This is a genomic window from Dialister sp., from assembly GCF_036343215.1.
Classification (GTDB): Bacteria; Bacillota; Negativicutes; order Veillonellales; family Dialisteraceae; genus Dialister.
Genome location: NZ_JAZASU010000037.1, coordinates 1 through 16,020, shown reverse-complemented (window position 1 = coordinate 16,020; position 16,020 = coordinate 1). Strand labels below are relative to the sequence as shown.

Below are 16,020 nucleotides of genomic sequence, written 5' to 3'. Positions count from 1 at the left end.
TCGTCCTGCTTTCATCTGTCCCACAGGGTAAATCCAGGCGAAAATCATTTTGTACACATTGCGTGTCATTAGTATCAACTGCCAGCTTCCTAAAAGAAAGCCCCTGCTCCGCGAAAACCGCCTGCACATAGGCATTCCGCAGGCTGGCGTCCAGATCCGGCGTGACGGGGCGAATATCGGTAAATCCGAGTGACTTCAACACTTCCGTCGCATGCGCATGGAAAACGCCACGGGTGGCAAGGTAGACAGGGCAGGCGGTATCGAGCCCAATGGCAGCCGTTTCTGTGCCTTTGGTCCTTGCTTCCGGCTCGCTGGCGCTCGCCCCCATACAAATCACCGATACTCCGTCCTGCTGATTCGCATTGGGCTCATCATTATCATAGAGATAGGCGGCGAGCGCCATTTCCGGCTGCAGGCGCCGCAGGTACTCCGCAAGTGTACGCGCCCTGGAATGGGCGCCGAAGATGTAGTAATTCATACCTGATTCCCCTCTTCGTTCCACCCGTAGTACCGATACAGTTCATCAATATGTTCCCCCATCGTCGGTGTCACCACACCGCCTTTCCAATAATCCAAGAGCTTCGCCCGGTTTTTCTGCAGATACAGAAGATGCTGCAGAAAATCCTCCCGGTTCCCTGCCTGAAACACAAAGGCCGGATCTCCGCTGAGTTCCTGCGCCCCGCCCATATCAGAGGAAAGCACCGGGATTCCTGATAGCTTCATCTCGATTGCCACCTGGGGAAGATTGTCCTCCCAAAGGACAGGCACCAGCCCCAGATCGACAGTTTTCAGAATTCCCGGCAGCTTCTCTTTCGTATAGCCGTCATAATAATGAATAGCCGCGAAACGCTGTCTGATTGATTCAACTCTTTCAAGTGCAGCAGCATCTTTCCCAGGTGCCGCGATGGTCACTTCCAATTTTCTTGCCATGTTGTCAGACATGCTTTCCAGCGCAGATAGCAGGAAATAAAAGCCCTTCGGCTCTGTCATGTAGCCCAGATACGCGATATGCAGAGGATGGCTCAAATCAATTGACTTCGGCTTTTGCCTGTGCTCCGCCATCGCATGACCGATATAGGAGACAAATGTTTTTTCAGCCTTTAAGCCGTGGAAATGAGCTATCTTCTTCACTCTTTCAGATACAGCAAGCACATAGTCCATGCCATTATTTAGACCGGCAATGTTTACATCTGCAAACCGTTTAAACAATCTCCCATACTTTTCCGCGAGCTCCGGATCCCGAAACTTGTCTTGAAACCCGCCTGCTTCAGAATAATATTCTCCAGCAGATTTCTGAAATGCGAGAAGTTTTTCCGGAACTTCCCGCTTTCCCGCTTTTAAATAGTTTACATATTGATTGATCCGGACCTTGTCTGCAAAGACATCCTTTGGCATGCAGGAAATGCAGGCTTCTCCGCAGTCTCCCCGGCAGGAGCAGTTCTCCGCCGCCTTCCACAGATTCACATGCGGACAGAAAGGATAATAATTATGCAGAGAATAGATGAATTTCGTGCCGGGAAAGAACTGCTTCAGCTGAAAACAGGCTGCCGACAATCCTTCCCAGTTTTGAAAATGAACGACATCAAACGGTCCCTTTTCTTCCAAAAAAGACTTTAGGAGCGGGAGCAGCAAACCGTCATTCAGGTAGATCTCCACAAAGGGAAAAGAAATCAGGGCAGAAGAAAAGACCGGAGAATTGACGATTTGAAAGCTATGAACCCTCCGGCCGAAAATATTATCCGTGGACTCAATGCGGACATCAGTATGGAGGAGATCATAGGCCCTTCCGGAACTTAAAAAAAAGAGTTCCACATCTTTCCGCTGACAGAGTTCCTCAATCAGATTGCGGGTATATACCGTCACACCGCCGCCCTTGCGTTCGGTCTCATCGAAAGGAACCCAATTGTAGAATAATATTTTCTTCATCTCATCAAAAAATCCCGCTTAAGCGATTCAGCCCAGCTGCTTTATCTTTCTGACCTGCTCCAGGTAAGTAAATCCATATTTTTCATCCGGCTCCAGATAATTGCCCTCTCCCCACTCGTTCCATGCATTGAGAAATACCATATCATTTCCCTCTGCCAGGCTTTTTTCCGTCAGCTCTTTCAAATATTTTCCGAACCTGGAAGGCGAGCTGCCTTGGGTCACGATGGCGCGTTCATGCCTTCTGGGAGAATCATCATAATCCGCAAAAGCCGTCCGATACTGGCCTTTTCCATGAACCTGCTGCAGCATCCTCTGATAGATTTCATCATAACGGATGCTGTTCAAAGCAAAGCGGTTCCACAGGACGGTTTCTTTTGCCTTGGGTTTCAAACCGCCGGAAACCGGAGCCATGGTATATTTCGTATAGTTGGGTTCGAAATCCACGGTCCCGTCCACATACATGCTCTGCCCGACATGCTCGCGAGAGGCGTTCATCGACAGCAGAAAGATTCCGTCAAAGCCGTCTTCTACAGCCCTTGCCTTCCAGTACCGGATCATCCGGTTGAATTCCGGAATATTTCTCAGGCGGTAGATCAAAAGAATGGGTTTGTTTTCCCGCTTCAGATACCTCTCATCAAGGAAGAACTGTCTGAAATAGAGGTAATGCTTTTCCCATTCGTCCTCCCTGCCGTAGGTTTGGGCAATCAGAATTTCCTTGTCTCCACCGGCCCCGTGCCAGGTTTTGGTCCAGGGCTCATTTGCCCAGGCAAAGCAGAAATGAAATGGTATTTCCGGATGAGAAAGAAGATTTAAAGTCGGTTTTTCCAATACCAGTCTGCCGTTGAACCAGTAGTGGTAGCACACAAATCCGTCAACTCCATACTTTTGTGCAAGTCCTGCCTGCCAGGCCATGACCTCCGGATTCGAAAGATCATAATAATTTTTGTTCAGGGGAATTCTCGGCTGCCTGTGTCCGACAAAAAGAGGAACGCTTTTTCTCACATTCGTCCATTCGGTAAATCCGTGTCCCCAGGCATCATTGTTCTCAGGAATCTCATGGAACTGTGGAAGGTAAAACGCCAAATACTTCATTGCATCAGATACTCCATATGACATTTTCAAGAGAAACAATCGGACAGGTTACCTGTTTCCCAAGCGTTTCTTTTATGGCGTCAAACGAATAAAAGGGAGTCACCACAACTGCATCTGCAGACGGGAGCTTCTGTCCCGGAGAATACACCTCCGCAATTCTTGCGACAGTACCTGCCGTATCTCTGTCAATTCCGTAAGAAACCCTGACAGATGTTCCCTCCAGATCCTCCATCAGACGGTTGGCCAGGTCTCCCATTCCGTATATGGCAATGTTTTTCCACCCGTTGGCTTCAAAATATTCAGCTGCAGAAGCGCCGTAGTTTTTTGCCTCCAGCCAGTGGTTCAGCAGATGATAATAGTCCTCGTATTGATTGGCCCTGCTTTGAAAGTAATCCGACTTCTTTTCGCTCATAGCTCATCCACGATCGTCTTCATTGGATACCAGACAATTCTCTCTCCGGGAATGCCCATCCCCACCAGATCTCTTTTAATTTTTTCGGCCCCGTCCTCAAACATCACGGCAAGAAGAATTTTGTCGTATGGGCAGGCAGCTATCTGATCCGGATGAATCACCGGAAAGCCTTCCTTTTGCAGCTCGCCTGCCCGCCGGTCAGCCCACCCGGCGATTCTCTCCGGACAGAAAAGCTTCATGAAGTGATAATAATCTTTTCCGACCATGCCGGCTCCGTAAATCAGAAGTTTTTCGTCCGGCTGAAAGGCAGCCAGATCAGGAACATAATAAGGGATTCTGACCTGCAGTCCCATCATGTAATTAAGGCCCCAGAAGACATGCCCGATGAAAAAACGTTCCAGCTTGGGAAGGACATTTCCTGCTCCTCTATCGAGCAGAATAGTTTTCATGTACGAATAAAAAATATTGAGCTGCTCTAAATACCGGTCATCCTGCTTATGGCAGATGGAATCCCCATGCTGCCTGTAAACATAAAAGGGCTGATTTACAATTGAAACAGCTGCCGCATCCAAAAGTACCGGAATAGAGACCGCAGCATCTTCAAAATAATGAAGCCTGCTTTCTGCGCCTGAATAAGCAGCCAACAGCTTTTCGCGCCGGATCAGCTTGTCGATGAGATTGATACTCAGGCCGTCAGCTCCGGTGTCGGAATAAAATAGTGAGGCCTGAACTTTTCCATCGGATTTTTCGTATTTTCCGTCCGGCAAAACGGCAGGTTCATCCGCCGAATATTTCTTTTTTTCATCATAGATACACTTCAGGCAAACAGCCGCATCAGACCCGTCCCGGGTGACCGCCTCAAACATTGCCTCAAACATATCTTTCCGGATGAAATCATCTCCGTCAAAGACAAAAACGTATTTCCCACTGGCCGCCTCAATACCGGATCTTCGGGCAGCAAAGGCACCCTGATTCATCTGGGAAATGAGGGAAAAACGCCCGTCCTCTTTGCAAAAAGACTTGCAAAATTCCTCTGTCCGATCCGTTGAACCGTCATTTACAATAATGCATTCGAAATCAGAAAAGGTCTGCTTCTGGATGCCAGCCAGACACTCCTTAATATAACGTTCACAATTGTACGCAGTGACAATCACACTGATGGATGGCTGCTTCTCCTGCATGGTTTCCTCAGGAAAATATTTTCCCGCCTCTTTTTTCAAGCTCCCACATATAATAGTTTTTGACAAAACCTTTTTTGTCATCTTTATGGGAATATTGAATGGTTCCGAGATCGACAATAGAGCTGTTCTGAATCACAGGACTACTCAATACATCAAGCAGTTCTTTCTTCGGCGTGATTCCGTCCTCTTCCATCATACTGATCTTTTGGAATTCCTCATCCGTATAAGTTCCCCAGTTTAAGATCTTTGTAAAGAAAATTTCGTCAACGTCGAGACGCTCTCCCCATTCCACAAAAGCCGGCATCTCCTGATAGTTTTCTCTCTGCACGACGAAATTAAAGCGAAGATATCTGAGGGCACCGGACTTCTTCAGTTCGGAAGCATACTGCATATTTTTTTGCAGGACTTCAAAATTTCCGCCCCGGCGGATCTTGGCATAGGTCTCAGGCGAAGCTGCATCGATGGAAACCGTCATCATGATCTTGGCATGCTTTCCGGCAGTCAGCGCCGTCCAGTTTTTTTCATTAAACAGCATGCCATTGGACAGAATCCGGATGTAGTCCGGGTCACAGGCGGGGTCTGTATAAATACTCTTGTATTCCTCGCTCAAAAAGACTTCCCCGTCTCCTGCAAGGATCAGAAACAGGCAGTTCTTTAAATAGTCCTGCCGGATTTTTTCAGTTACCTCATGAATCCTTTCTTTTTCTTTTCCCTTTGCTATGCAGAAACCCTCCCGACAGGTGATGCAGGCCAGATTGCAGGTAAAGTCATGTCCCAGTGCCAATGTTTCCGGATGTTCAGTAATAGAATCGTAAGGGACGCCCGGCACATGCGTATCCGAGACGGTCAAATCAGACGTACCCACAAAAAGCGGACACATGGAATGGTCGCAGAATGTATAGGTATGGTTCACACAGGAAAGTGCTAATACTTTATGGAGTGCCGAATGCCACAGGTCCTCTTCGGAACACTTCATAACGGAGGAAAGGTTCTGCTTCACAAAAGTCGTGCAACAGCAACGGGTATTCCCGTCATGAAAGATTTCCAGGTGATTCAGCATCGTCTCACAGGCCAGTTTGCAGCAGGTCCGGTTAAAAATTGTCTTCCGGAGCATAGCCGACGGCTGCCCATTGATTGTCTGAAAATCCGTATAGTCAATATCTTCTTTCAGCCCCAAGCTGTTCAGTTTCTCCCGAATCTCATCCTGTCGGAATACGGCGATGATGACAAAGTACTCTTTCCAGTCAGCCACCTCATCCGGCCTGACTTCCGGAATACCATGAAAGGCCTCTTCTGCCTTGTTTGTATTGATGATGAGGGAAACCTTCACCGGGCAATCCGGCAGAAACTCACCTGCCACCTGGCCGGCGCCCCAGACAGCGATTTTTCGGTCTGTCGGAACATGAAAGCTGTCGAGCTGCCCAAAGAAATCTTCTTCGAAAAAATAATCTTTTCCCCGGACGAGGCCATGGGAGATCAGCTCCTGCTCCTTTTCCGCTTTTGCAAAACCGCAGACAATGATCTTTGCGGTCCTGTCGGAAAGTGCATCAGAAAGCGTCACGACCGGAATGCCCAACCAGACGTCTTCCGTACATCCTGCCTCCGGAATCACACCAACGATATCCAGCGTATCAAAAATATACAGAAAATCCTTGGCAACGCGATTCGTACCGTATAAGTAATATTTTTCCCTTTCCATCATAGTCCACACTAATCTATGCACAAAGCATCCGAAAAACCAGCCTTTTCAAGCAAAGGCAATACTTGTGCCTGATTTTTCCGATTCATGCAAACAATAATACCGACATCAGAAGAATATTGAAGCTCATTAAGTGTCAGCACCGGTTTCCCCATAAAAGAATTCATGTTCTTTGTACTTTCAACAAAAGCATCAAACCTAGGAACATATGGCAGATATTCTCTCATTACTCCACCGGTACCATAAATATATATAACCCTATGCTTTCTAATGTACTCTTTTACAGAATAGCAAAATATATTTTTTTTCATCTCTGTAAACGAATGGAATTTGCCCATCTGCTTGTAAACAAGACTTTTTAGCTCCTGAAGATAAAATTTTTCATTCACGGAATCCATGGCGGCATAGTGATCCGATTCAACTGTACCATAGCAATAGCCGTTACTTTTCAGGACGGGATTCAGCACTCCACCTGTCAAATCAATAACTTCATGATTTGATAATACCTGCTTTAAAACCTCTGCCCGAATCCAAAATCCATCTGTTGAATAAGGAATATCATCAATCACATCAGCTGACGCAAAGTGTGATCCAAAATCCGGCATCGGATAAAATAACACGCCAATATACTTGTGGTCTTCAAAAGACTTTGTTATCCTCTCGATATAGTCAGGCCCATTTCCTAAAAGATTTTCAAACCGGCTATAAAAGAGCGATTTCCCATCGTAACTTGGAACATACTCCGATGAAAGATCATTGTCCATCAACATGCAAACATATTGATACCCAGAGGAAATTTCTATTATTTTATTTTCACAGATCCAAGCAGAGTCCTGTATGGAAAGAACTCTGGAGTATCCCGCCTTTTGATAAGTTTCAGCAATAAGAGGAGTATCCGCTAATACATAGAGATGGATACTATCTTGCAAAGAATTTAAATACCTGAAGACATCATCCACTGCATTCTGATATTTTGCCAATAAAATGATGCAACTATCTGAAAGATTGACGAAATCACATCCCTTGTTTTCTGAAATAATATAGTTCAAACACAAAGAACGATAGATTGTATTTAAATCATGATGCGCTATCAAATCAGACCATATGAGATTACTGTCATAATCTGTATTCTGATCAATATATTGAAGAGCGCGAATATCATTTTCCTGCGTAGCTGCTTTTAGTTTATGATACATAAGCTGCTGACGTTTTAAGAATGGAAAATTTCTGCGTGTGATCAACTCATGAGATAAATAAATATATTGTGGGTAATTATGCCCATTTTCAGAATCATTAGCAGCCGTATTGGCCATAGAAAAATGGCGGTAACCCAGCTTACTGAAATGTTCTGTAAAATCCAACTCGAATCCTTTAACTACATCTCCAAATCTATTGAAATATGGAAGTGATTCCCAGTATTCATGAAATTCATGAGATGATAGCATTGGCTGCCTTATCGCAAGGAAAAAAGATTGTAAATGGCGAGGAATAAAGTTTCCCTGGTCATCAGATGCCAATTCTCCGTGTTCGATGGCGCCCCAAAAATCTCCCTCTGTATTTTCTGCCTGTGTAAAATATTCGTTAAGGTCAGAAAAAGGCCCATAAAATGAATCATTAATCAGCAGAAGTTCCTCATATTGGTCAATCTCCTCCCATCCAAGTAAATTACAGAAGACATCTTTATAAGCTCCTGCGTCAAATCCGATATTTTTCCTAAAAAACACTTGATCTGCACAGGATAAGTTTTCTTCACCGAAAAAAATTTCTGTATAATTACACACCACCACCAACGTTGTAACAGATTGACGCAGAGCATAGAGAAAGTAGCCGATATAATCGGCCACTTTCTGTTTCGAATCATATGTGACATAAATACATATTCGTTTCATAGGCTATCGTCTACTTTATCTATTTTCTCTGCATATACAATGCCACGTCTCAGTTCCGCAATACCATCCTGATCATAGACAAAGCACATGTATCCATTTGATGTATTCGTTTGATATCCGTACTTTCTCAGGATAAAACGAATGTTTTCCTCATCATTTTTCCGGTGATAGGCACAGATAGCTGCGTGGCCATGACTTCTTTGAAGAAGCCTTTTCCCACCGAGCAAGGCATCCACTTCTGCGCCCTCAATATCCATCTTCAGAAAATCGACTGATGAAATCGGCAGCGAATCAAGACGGATTGAATCGTCTGTATCGTAACGTGAAAGAAATTTATCGATGATATGGACCCGGTCGCCAAATGGAGAAAAAGTTTTTCGCAGCACCTCCGCCCACCTTGAGTCCCCTTCAATCAGATAGAGCTGCTGAAAAGAATCCACAAAGCGTAGTGCAAAATTCCCCTCACAGGTACCTGCGTCAATCAAAACATTTCCTGAAATCGGTCCGTCTACATAGAGATGAGGAGAATCTGCCTGCTGCTCCCAGAGCAGATTCATCACATAGGGCCTGCCGTCCCGATGGGCAAATGAAAAATCCTTTGGAAAGTACATCCTGTATTTCTGTTCAAAAAAAATATACGGGAATCCGTCTTCGTCCCAATGGACAGAATCATAAGTATCGGAAGGAGAATAAGCGCCAAAAATATGAAACTGCTGACTTTTCTCATCATAGGCAGATACTAGAAACTCCTGTATTTCTTCATTATTGCAGCTGCCATACTCCTTCTTCAATATTTCAAGCAGATTTTTCTTCAAGTCCCGGAAGTAAAGAATCTAATCTGGATTCACCCCCCCATCGCTTACCAGCCAGTCCCGAATGCCTTCACACTTGTCCGGTGTAATCAGGATGAAATCATAAACGCTGGTTTTTATACTTGCCGGAGAAGAAACCGGTATGCCCTCCACATTATTGCCTTGAATCGCCTCATTAGAGTCAACAATGGCGATAATTTCAAATGGGCGGGAAAATACTTTTGCTCGCAGGAAGTATTGGCAATTGTGGCCGGCGCCATAAATTATCAGCTTATCTTTCATATTTCATTACCATCTATCACCTTGATTAACTGCTCTTTGTAGGTTTTGTCGACAGCATCGTCCTGTTGAACTTCATCAAGTGAGAAATTATATTCTGCAACCATTTTTCCCGAAATAGGGATTTGCCGCTTTGCCCCCCGCAAATACCAATCATACTCATTATCTAGCTGACCGATATCCACTGCCTGATAGCCTTCATTTGCAAGGTCATAAGCCATAACAGTTGCAGCAGGGCCGAGTGATATCAATATCAAATAGTCTTTGGAAATATTCTGTTCAATGTAATTCCTGATTCTATCATAACAATCCCAGGCACCTGTTGCAGGGCACGCAACTCTTACCACATCAAATGCACCATCCAGCAAATTGCTTCCTATTCCGAAACGTCCTAATATTCCCTCGACAATACACACTTTCCTATTTTCCCACAGTTCCTTAAAGAGTGGAAAAATACGATCCGCATTTTCCCTGTTCCGATAGAGTAAATATGGCCTGCTGACAAAAGCATCATAATATTTGCAATCATCGGAAAGCATTTGAAGAATTTGTTTTCGGATCTCTCCGCACATATATATCCGAATTCCATCCGCTGCAGATTCTGTATATCGTTCTAAAATAAAATCCTGTGCTATAGCTATATTGATTTTGTCAGAGCTACAGGTGATTATCTCTCTCAATCTTTGGCTTAAGACCTTATCCTTCTTTTGATACCAAGCCCGATCCCGATTCATCATTATTTCAAACTCACCGTCACCATAACGGCAAAGGGAACTATAATCAGATATCATCTTTTTCAATAATATCTCTCCGTCCAAAATATGAGGAGACTCTTTGAGGCCCCATTCATATGGAGCACTATCCAGTCTAGCTTGAAAAAGTTCCGCTTCTTCAAATGCAATCTTTATTCGATTTTTGAAAATTTTCTTAGACAGTAAATTTTGTTCATCTCTCCAAAAAAAGACCGTTCTTTCAATCAATCCTGTTGCACGCAGTTCCTCTTCTATAGTCTCATCTCTCATAACAGAAACAACAATTGCATCAAAATCAATTTCAGAAAGCTTCCTCGGGTCCTTGATTTCAATAGAATCTTTATATTTTCCCCCAATTTTCTCAGAGTCATGATCCACAATGCAAACCACTTTAATATCTTTCTTGAGACAGGACAACACTGTCTCAACCTTTTTCCCTGCCCCAAAAATCACTATTTGCATTGAACTCATTCCTCTCTCTAGGCATCTATATACTCCTGCAATCAAATGATTTTCGCCAACGCCCTCGCCATCTCCTGCCGGACCGGGTCACTCCTGTAACCGTACCATAACAGAGAATCCAATTCGCTGACAGAAAATCGCTTGGTTGAATTTTCGTTTACCTTTTCCAATAATTGAGCGAAATACCGTGCAAGTAAAGAATAATCGGCGTCTTCATATGAAATCACTTTTCTTCCCGATGCAGTAGCGTGTTCCCACGCCTCACTTTTCCCCTCGGAAATATTTGCAACATGAGATTTCCCTTGCAGAATATTAGGCACTGAAGAGCAGATACTTTTAAAATATTCATTTTGTGTTGTTTTCTCTATTGTCATTCCGGTTTCCATTTTATAGAAGAGAAGCACCTGCCAACCTCACACAGCTGAACTTCTTGTGAAAAGAAATCCCGTATTTGTAAATAGTGGTTGCAACGCCGGAACGGAGAATATCGACATCATACTTTTTCTCCTCAATCTGCTGAAGACCGCCTTGGCAGGCTTTTTCCATTATTTTTACATCATCGGAATCGGCGTATTTCAGTTCAAGAATTGCTGCCGTGCTTTCCTTTACATTAGAAAGAATTATATCCGAGTAGCCATTCCCTGCCTCCGAATTGCTCCGAACCCCTTGAAACTGGCTCAAAAGTCCCAGTACAAAGCCATGGTAGAAAGTCTCCCGAAGCCCTTTCCTGGCGTAAGTATCGCGGATGCTGACAGATGAGAATAATAATTGATTTAAGACTATTTCCATTTCCCGGGGATTCCCGGACATTGCCGCATTGTAAAAACGCGCTCCGGATTTCGTATCCTGTTTCACTTTGCTATGGAACCAGGAGATAATGTCGTCCTCAAAGATCTGCCGGACCTCGCTGTTCGGAATCCAGAGCTTAAACATCCCATCACCTTCCGAGCATCCTGTCAGATATCCGGTGGTATAGAGAACACTCCAGACATTGTCAATTGAATCTTCCAATTCGCGGTAAGTCAGCGTTTCAGAGATTTTCTTCTTAACGGTTTCTCCCTGAACCAAAGACTCGAGTTCATCCGATGTCTGCTCCGTGGCAAGGTCGACGAAGCGGCGAACCAAATCATTTCCACTGGAATTTGCCCAATAGTTGGCAGGTTCCGTCCCGCCGCCCTGCAACACGTCATCGACATAATTGATGACATCCCAGGGACAGTAGATTTCCGCATTCCCGAAACGGTAGCCGTCATACCAGGCTTTTACATTATCCTTGCAGCCTGAAAGATCAAAGTAGGAAAGAAGGTCTTTGACTTCCGAATCCGTGAATCCGAAGTATTCGCCGCCACGCGGGGAGGCAATGGTATTCACCTTGAGATTGTTTAAACCGGTAAAAATGCTCTCCTTCGAAACGCGCAAGCAGCCGGTCATGACAGCAAAAGCCAGATTTTCATTCGTCTTGAAAGCATTATGGAAAAGATTCCGTATGAGGGACACCATCTGATCGTAATAGCCATGGATGTAAGCCTTGTCCAGAGGAACGTCGTATTCGTCAATCAGTACGACCGGCTTTTGCCCATAATGCTTTTCAAGCAATCCAGTCAATGTTTTCAAACTGCCCATAAGAACATCTTGCGACATTCCATAGATTGTTTTCTTTGTTTCATCTCTTTCAGTGAGAGCAAGGTAGTCCTTTTTTTCTTCATTGCTCAGTCGATCACTTTCTGTAAGAAACGAAAACCGGTCAGCTTCTCTACCAATTACTGTCGTGAAAGCGTTGAATGCGGATTCGTATGTCAGGCCATCTACTCCCTTAAGAGATATAAAAATAACAGGATACTTTCCAAAGTACTTCTCACAGAAAGCTTTGTCCTCGGCAACCTTCAGTCCCTCAAACAGAGCTGGTTCTGCCCCGATCCGAAAGAACTCCTTCAACGTGCTCATAGCAAGCGTCTTGCCGAAGCGGCGAGGACGGGTATAGAGAAGTACAGAACCCATATTCTCTGCCACTTGCCGAACGAAATCGGTCTTGTCCACATAGTAGCAGTTGTTTTCCCGTAGCACCGAAAAAAGATCGATGCCGACGCCAAGACGTTTTCGCATAGGCGGCCTCCGAACTCTGCCTACTCTGTTCAAATGCATTTTTCGCAAGTTCATTCTTTAAACTTTTCTATATGGCACTCATGCTTCCTGGTCTCCCGGTCATAGTCGATGCCGACAAGAAGCATATTATTCTTGTATTCCGAGAGCCCGGCAGGGTAGTTCTTTTCCTTGATTTGCTTCAAAGCCGTATCTGCATCCCGATTCCACTTGAGCTCGACCACCATGGCCGGCTTGTCCGCATATTTCTTCCTGGGGACAAATGCCATGTCTGCAAAGCCCTTCCCCGTCGGCAGTTCCCGGATGACAGTATAATATTGCCGCGCTGCATAGAAAGCCAGGGAGATTGTGTAGGATAAGGCATTCTCGTCGTTGTACTGGATGTGACTGGTCTCAAGATGGGCATTTTCGATATAAGCCGCAGCCATTTCTTCATCTCCTGACCAGACAGCTTTGAGGAGCTCATCCGAATGCTTGACCGACTTCATGACCTCGTCCCAGGAATTCTTTGCCGTCGTTGCCGTAACGAATTCCTGCATGATTTCTTTATTGGGAATAAAAACTTTCTTCGTTTCAAAATCATAGCCCAGATAACCAAGATGAATGAGCAGGGTCATGACGTCATCCGCATTGGCAAAGGTCGTCATATCATTCTGGAAACTGCCGGTATCGATTACCTGCCGACCCCCTGCCATCAGCTTCAGGATGGAATCCCGAAGGCCGTCGAAGTTCATATCGATATAAATACGCAAGGCATCATATGTTTCTGTCTGGTTCCAGTAATCATCAAACTGATGGGAAAGCATGGCAGAAACAATAGAATTCGGGCTATAGACATGACCGGTATTCTGAAAATAATAACCATTATACCATGCCCTGCATTCCTCATAATCCATATGATATTTTTCGCAAAGCGGTTTTACTTCCCCCTCTGTAAAGCCCACAAAATCTGACAGTACCTTTGGATTTTCCATGGAAAACTCCATGAACATGTTGAGGGCAGAATGGGTCCCGTTTTTCTTGATTGGCAGAATACCCGTCATGTAAGCAAGGCCAATGTAATCCTTGTCTTTCATCCAATCCCTCAGAAAATCCAGATACTGTTCCTGGGCCTTATGGTCTTCCTTGTATTCCCGGAAAATACAATCCCACTCATCAATGATGAACACGAACTTCTGCCCGGTTTGTGAACAAATATCCCCCATCGATTGGGCGAGATCCGTTTCATCCAGATAATCAAGATCCGGATAAGCGCGAAAAAGTTCTTTCAGCAGGAATCGACTCAAACGTTCCAGGAATTCAGTCATCGACTTCGTCCGGCTCAGGAATTCCTGCATATTGACCTTGATGACATCATACTGATTTCGATATGTGTCATAAGAAGTATCCTGAGAAATCACCAGATTCTCAAAAAATCCGGACGTATCAACGCTTCTGTCATAGTACGCCGAGAGCATGTCCGCCGCCATGGACTTCCCAAAGCGCCGCGGGCGGCTGACACAGACATACTTCTGCTTTGTCCCGAAAACCTTGTTGGTATAGGCAATGAGCCCGCTTTTGTCCACATAGATTTCGGAATCCAATGCCTCCTTAAATTTTCCTGAGCCGGGGTTCAAGTAGATACCCATGAAATGCTCCTATAATGAAACAAATGCATTCAAACTGAGTCCAGATATCATCTTCAAAGTCCTTTTTTGGGCGTTACTGCTCCCCCGCCGGCAGCACATACTTCTGGCTTTCAATCCCGTTGCAGTGGTTGCACATGTCAAGGTAGCCCTTTTTCAGCTGTCCCTGCTCAAATTCAAAGAAAGCTTTTCTGCCTTCAGGTCCTTTCAGGGAATCCAGATTCAGATAATCACCCTGTCCGATCTTTCCGTCATACATATTATTTGAAACCGTATGTGCCATGACGCAAAAATAATATCTGTTTTCCTGAACTTCCCGGCAGGGGGTCTTGCACATTTCAAACGTTTGCTTCAGAATAGCCTCATCCATATGATGATCGACCCAGTCAAATCCATAGTCCCAGAAGACCTGCTCATCCGAGATGAGATACTTCATATCCCATTTGTCCAGAAGCTCCATCAATTTTTTATACTGTTCTTTCAATCTCGGAATGGATTTCGAATAATTTGAAATCCGAAATGTCACCTGATATTTCTTACAGTTCTCAAGGATTTTTTCGTTGGGAAGAATCGTACCGTTTGTCGTAATGGAAAAAATATTAATCTTTTCCCTGTACTTCTCCCCTATATATTCAATGATTTGATCCAGTTCTTTATATAACAGTGGTTCGCCGCCAATCAGAACAAATTCCTGACTATAATCCACGATGTCAAAAAAATGATCTGCGCTGGATATGGCCTGTGCCAGTGTCAAATCCTTTCTCGTATTCGGGACCAGATTGCAGGCATGGGCGCACTTCTTGCATTTCAGACTGCAGCGCTCAGTGAGTGATATCTGACATAAACGATTAAATACCTGCTCCTCTCGTCTAAAAACTTCCTCTGCCAATTCATGCGTGACAAATGTGAAAAGACCTTTTACATCCCGTCCGTATTCAAACCCCATTTCTCCAAGTTGAGTAATAATTTCTTTCTGATGCTGCGGCGATGCGGCTATCAAAATTAGAGGCCTTTTATCAAAATAATTAGTCAGCGCCTGCGGATGAAAGACAGCCTGTCCCAGATAACCGCGTGATTGTTTATCCTCATCATTATCCACAAAGGCAACGAAATTATAAAAATGATTAATAGTACTGAAATATTCCCGTCCAATTTTTCCGGCTCCGAAAATAAAAACGGGAACTCCATCCATTATCCTATCCATTTTGATTCCACCTTTATGTCTCGATATCCTGTGTAAAAAATATTTTTCCAAAAAGCCAGATGTTGTTTCATAGTAGCCTTCATATAAATAGGTTTTCTTGCTTTCCTTCCCAGAGCCACACCATCACCAACGCTTAAAAAGTAAAAAGACAGGTTCCTTCACTGCACTGCCACCTAAAAAATCAAGATTCTGTCGTCTCTATAAATTTCATTTCAATTTCCGTAAAACAAGTCACTACCCTTTTGGTATTAGAGCGAACAAGTACTCCGTTCCAGCCTTCTGATACTGCTAGATCAGTCTCCTCTCTCCTGCGATGATCAAGTACAGAAGTAACGACCTTAAAAAATGACATTTTCTTGTTCTCCGTGTATACAAAGAACTGATTCAATTCTGTACCATCGAGTTTACAAATCGGTCGGCCCTGATAAGAAAAGGTAACCTCATTAACTAAAACTTCCCACACATAAAAGGTGTGCTGAACCTTGAAAACTCAATATTTCAGGCAATAAAAAGGCACAGATGCCGTGCCCTTTGCTATAATTGAATCGGCTAAAAAACAAATATATAAAGGAGCGCATCTATGCCGG

Annotated in this window: 14 protein-coding genes; all 14 read right to left on the bottom strand. The window is 44.3% G+C overall.

Annotated features, from left to right (window positions below):
- Nucleotides 1-478: hypothetical protein (locus VZT47_RS06500; RefSeq protein ID WP_330224161.1), on the bottom strand; the 478-nt coding region annotated here is incomplete at its 3' end.
- Nucleotides 475-1,926: a glycosyltransferase gene (locus VZT47_RS06495; RefSeq protein WP_330224160.1), complete on the bottom strand. Its 1,452-nt coding sequence runs from the start codon at nt 1,924-1,926 to the stop codon at nt 475-477. The genes VZT47_RS06500 and VZT47_RS06495, both read right to left, overlap by 4 nt.
- A gap of 27 nt (nt 1,927-1,953) precedes the next feature.
- Complete coding sequence (locus VZT47_RS06490) at nt 1,954-3,018, bottom strand: glycosyltransferase WbsX family protein (protein ID WP_330224159.1); 1,065 nt, start codon at nt 3,016-3,018, stop codon at nt 1,954-1,956.
- 4 nt (nt 3,019-3,022) lie between these two features.
- Nucleotides 3,023-3,430 carry a hypothetical protein gene (locus tag VZT47_RS06485; RefSeq protein ID WP_330224158.1) on the bottom strand — a complete coding sequence of 136 codons (408 nt, stop codon included), beginning with the start codon at nt 3,428-3,430 and terminating at the stop codon, nt 3,023-3,025.
- The gene (locus tag VZT47_RS06480) at nt 3,427-4,611 is read right to left on the bottom strand and encodes a glycosyltransferase family 2 protein (protein ID WP_330224157.1); all 1,185 of its coding nucleotides are present in this window, start codon (nt 4,609-4,611) and stop codon (nt 3,427-3,429) included. The genes VZT47_RS06485 and VZT47_RS06480 overlap by 4 nt, the downstream gene beginning before the upstream one ends.
- A 7-nt stretch (nt 4,612-4,618) precedes the next feature.
- Entirely contained in the window at nt 4,619-6,334 is a 1,716-nt protein-coding gene (locus VZT47_RS06475; protein ID WP_330224156.1) for a radical SAM protein, read from the bottom strand.
- Complete coding sequence (locus VZT47_RS06470) at nt 6,322-8,199, bottom strand: rhamnan synthesis F family protein (protein WP_330224155.1); 1,878 nt, start codon at nt 8,197-8,199, stop codon at nt 6,322-6,324. Before VZT47_RS06470 ends, VZT47_RS06475 begins: the two co-directional genes overlap by 13 nt.
- Nucleotides 8,196-8,756 (bottom strand): FkbM family methyltransferase, encoded by a 561-nt coding sequence (locus VZT47_RS06465; RefSeq protein WP_330224162.1) that lies wholly within the window; start codon nt 8,754-8,756, stop codon nt 8,196-8,198. The genes VZT47_RS06470 and VZT47_RS06465 overlap by 4 nt, the downstream gene beginning before the upstream one ends.
- Before the next feature lie 276 nt (nt 8,757-9,032).
- Nucleotides 9,033-9,293 (bottom strand): nucleoside-diphosphate sugar epimerase/dehydratase, encoded by a 261-nt coding sequence (locus VZT47_RS06460; RefSeq protein WP_330224154.1) that lies wholly within the window; start codon nt 9,291-9,293, stop codon nt 9,033-9,035.
- Nucleotides 9,290-10,504: a GT-D fold domain-containing glycosyltransferase gene (locus VZT47_RS06455; RefSeq protein WP_330224153.1), complete on the bottom strand. Its 1,215-nt coding sequence runs from the start codon at nt 10,502-10,504 to the stop codon at nt 9,290-9,292. Before VZT47_RS06455 ends, VZT47_RS06460 begins: the two co-directional genes overlap by 4 nt.
- Nucleotides 10,505-10,545: 41 nt before the next feature.
- Nucleotides 10,546-10,890, bottom strand: coding sequence for a hypothetical protein (locus VZT47_RS06450; protein WP_330224152.1), 345 nt, complete (start codon nt 10,888-10,890; stop codon nt 10,546-10,548).
- A gap of 1 nt (nt 10,891) precedes the next feature.
- Nucleotides 10,892-12,607 (bottom strand): AAA family ATPase, encoded by a 1,716-nt coding sequence (locus VZT47_RS06445; protein ID WP_330224151.1) that lies wholly within the window; start codon nt 12,605-12,607, stop codon nt 10,892-10,894.
- A gap of 50 nt (nt 12,608-12,657) precedes the next feature.
- Nucleotides 12,658-14,232: an AAA family ATPase gene (locus VZT47_RS06440; protein WP_330224150.1), complete on the bottom strand. Its 1,575-nt coding sequence runs from the start codon at nt 14,230-14,232 to the stop codon at nt 12,658-12,660.
- 73 nt (nt 14,233-14,305) lie between these two features.
- Entirely contained in the window at nt 14,306-15,433 is a 1,128-nt protein-coding gene (locus tag VZT47_RS06435; protein ID WP_330224149.1) for a radical SAM protein, read from the bottom strand.
- Nucleotides 15,434-16,020: the final 587 nt, after the last annotated feature.

What these genes read in the sequence shown, in the direction of transcription:
- VZT47_RS06495 (WP_330224160.1), bottom strand. Translation starts at nt 1,926, where the DNA reads ATGAAGAAAATATTATTCTACAATTGGGTTCCTTTCGATGAGACCGAA.
- VZT47_RS06490 (WP_330224159.1), bottom strand. Translation starts at nt 3,018, where the DNA reads ATGAAGTATTTGGCGTTTTACCTTCCACAGTTCCATGAGATTCCTGAG.
- VZT47_RS06485 (WP_330224158.1), bottom strand. Translation starts at nt 3,430, where the DNA reads ATGAGCGAAAAGAAGTCGGATTACTTTCAAAGCAGGGCCAATCAATAC.
- VZT47_RS06480 (WP_330224157.1), bottom strand. Translation starts at nt 4,611, where the DNA reads ATGCAGGAGAAGCAGCCATCCATCAGTGTGATTGTCACTGCGTACAAT.
- VZT47_RS06470 (WP_330224155.1), bottom strand. Translation starts at nt 8,199, where the DNA reads ATGAAACGAATATGTATTTATGTCACATATGATTCGAAACAGAAAGTG.
- VZT47_RS06465 (WP_330224162.1), bottom strand. Translation starts at nt 8,756, where the DNA reads ATGAATCTGCTCTGGGAGCAGCAGGCAGATTCTCCTCATCTCTATGTA.
- VZT47_RS06460 (WP_330224154.1), bottom strand. Translation starts at nt 9,293, where the DNA reads ATGAAAGATAAGCTGATAATTTATGGCGCCGGCCACAATTGCCAATAC.
- VZT47_RS06455 (WP_330224153.1), bottom strand. Translation starts at nt 10,504, where the DNA reads ATGCAAATAGTGATTTTTGGGGCAGGGAAAAAGGTTGAGACAGTGTTG.
- VZT47_RS06450 (WP_330224152.1), bottom strand. Translation starts at nt 10,890, where the DNA reads ATGGAAACCGGAATGACAATAGAGAAAACAACACAAAATGAATATTTT.
- VZT47_RS06445 (WP_330224151.1), bottom strand. Translation starts at nt 12,607, where the DNA reads ATGCGAAAACGTCTTGGCGTCGGCATCGATCTTTTTTCGGTGCTACGG.
- VZT47_RS06440 (WP_330224150.1), bottom strand. Translation starts at nt 14,232, where the DNA reads ATGGGTATCTACTTGAACCCCGGCTCAGGAAAATTTAAGGAGGCATTG.
- VZT47_RS06435 (WP_330224149.1), bottom strand. Translation starts at nt 15,433, where the DNA reads ATGGATAGGATAATGGATGGAGTTCCCGTTTTTATTTTCGGAGCCGGA.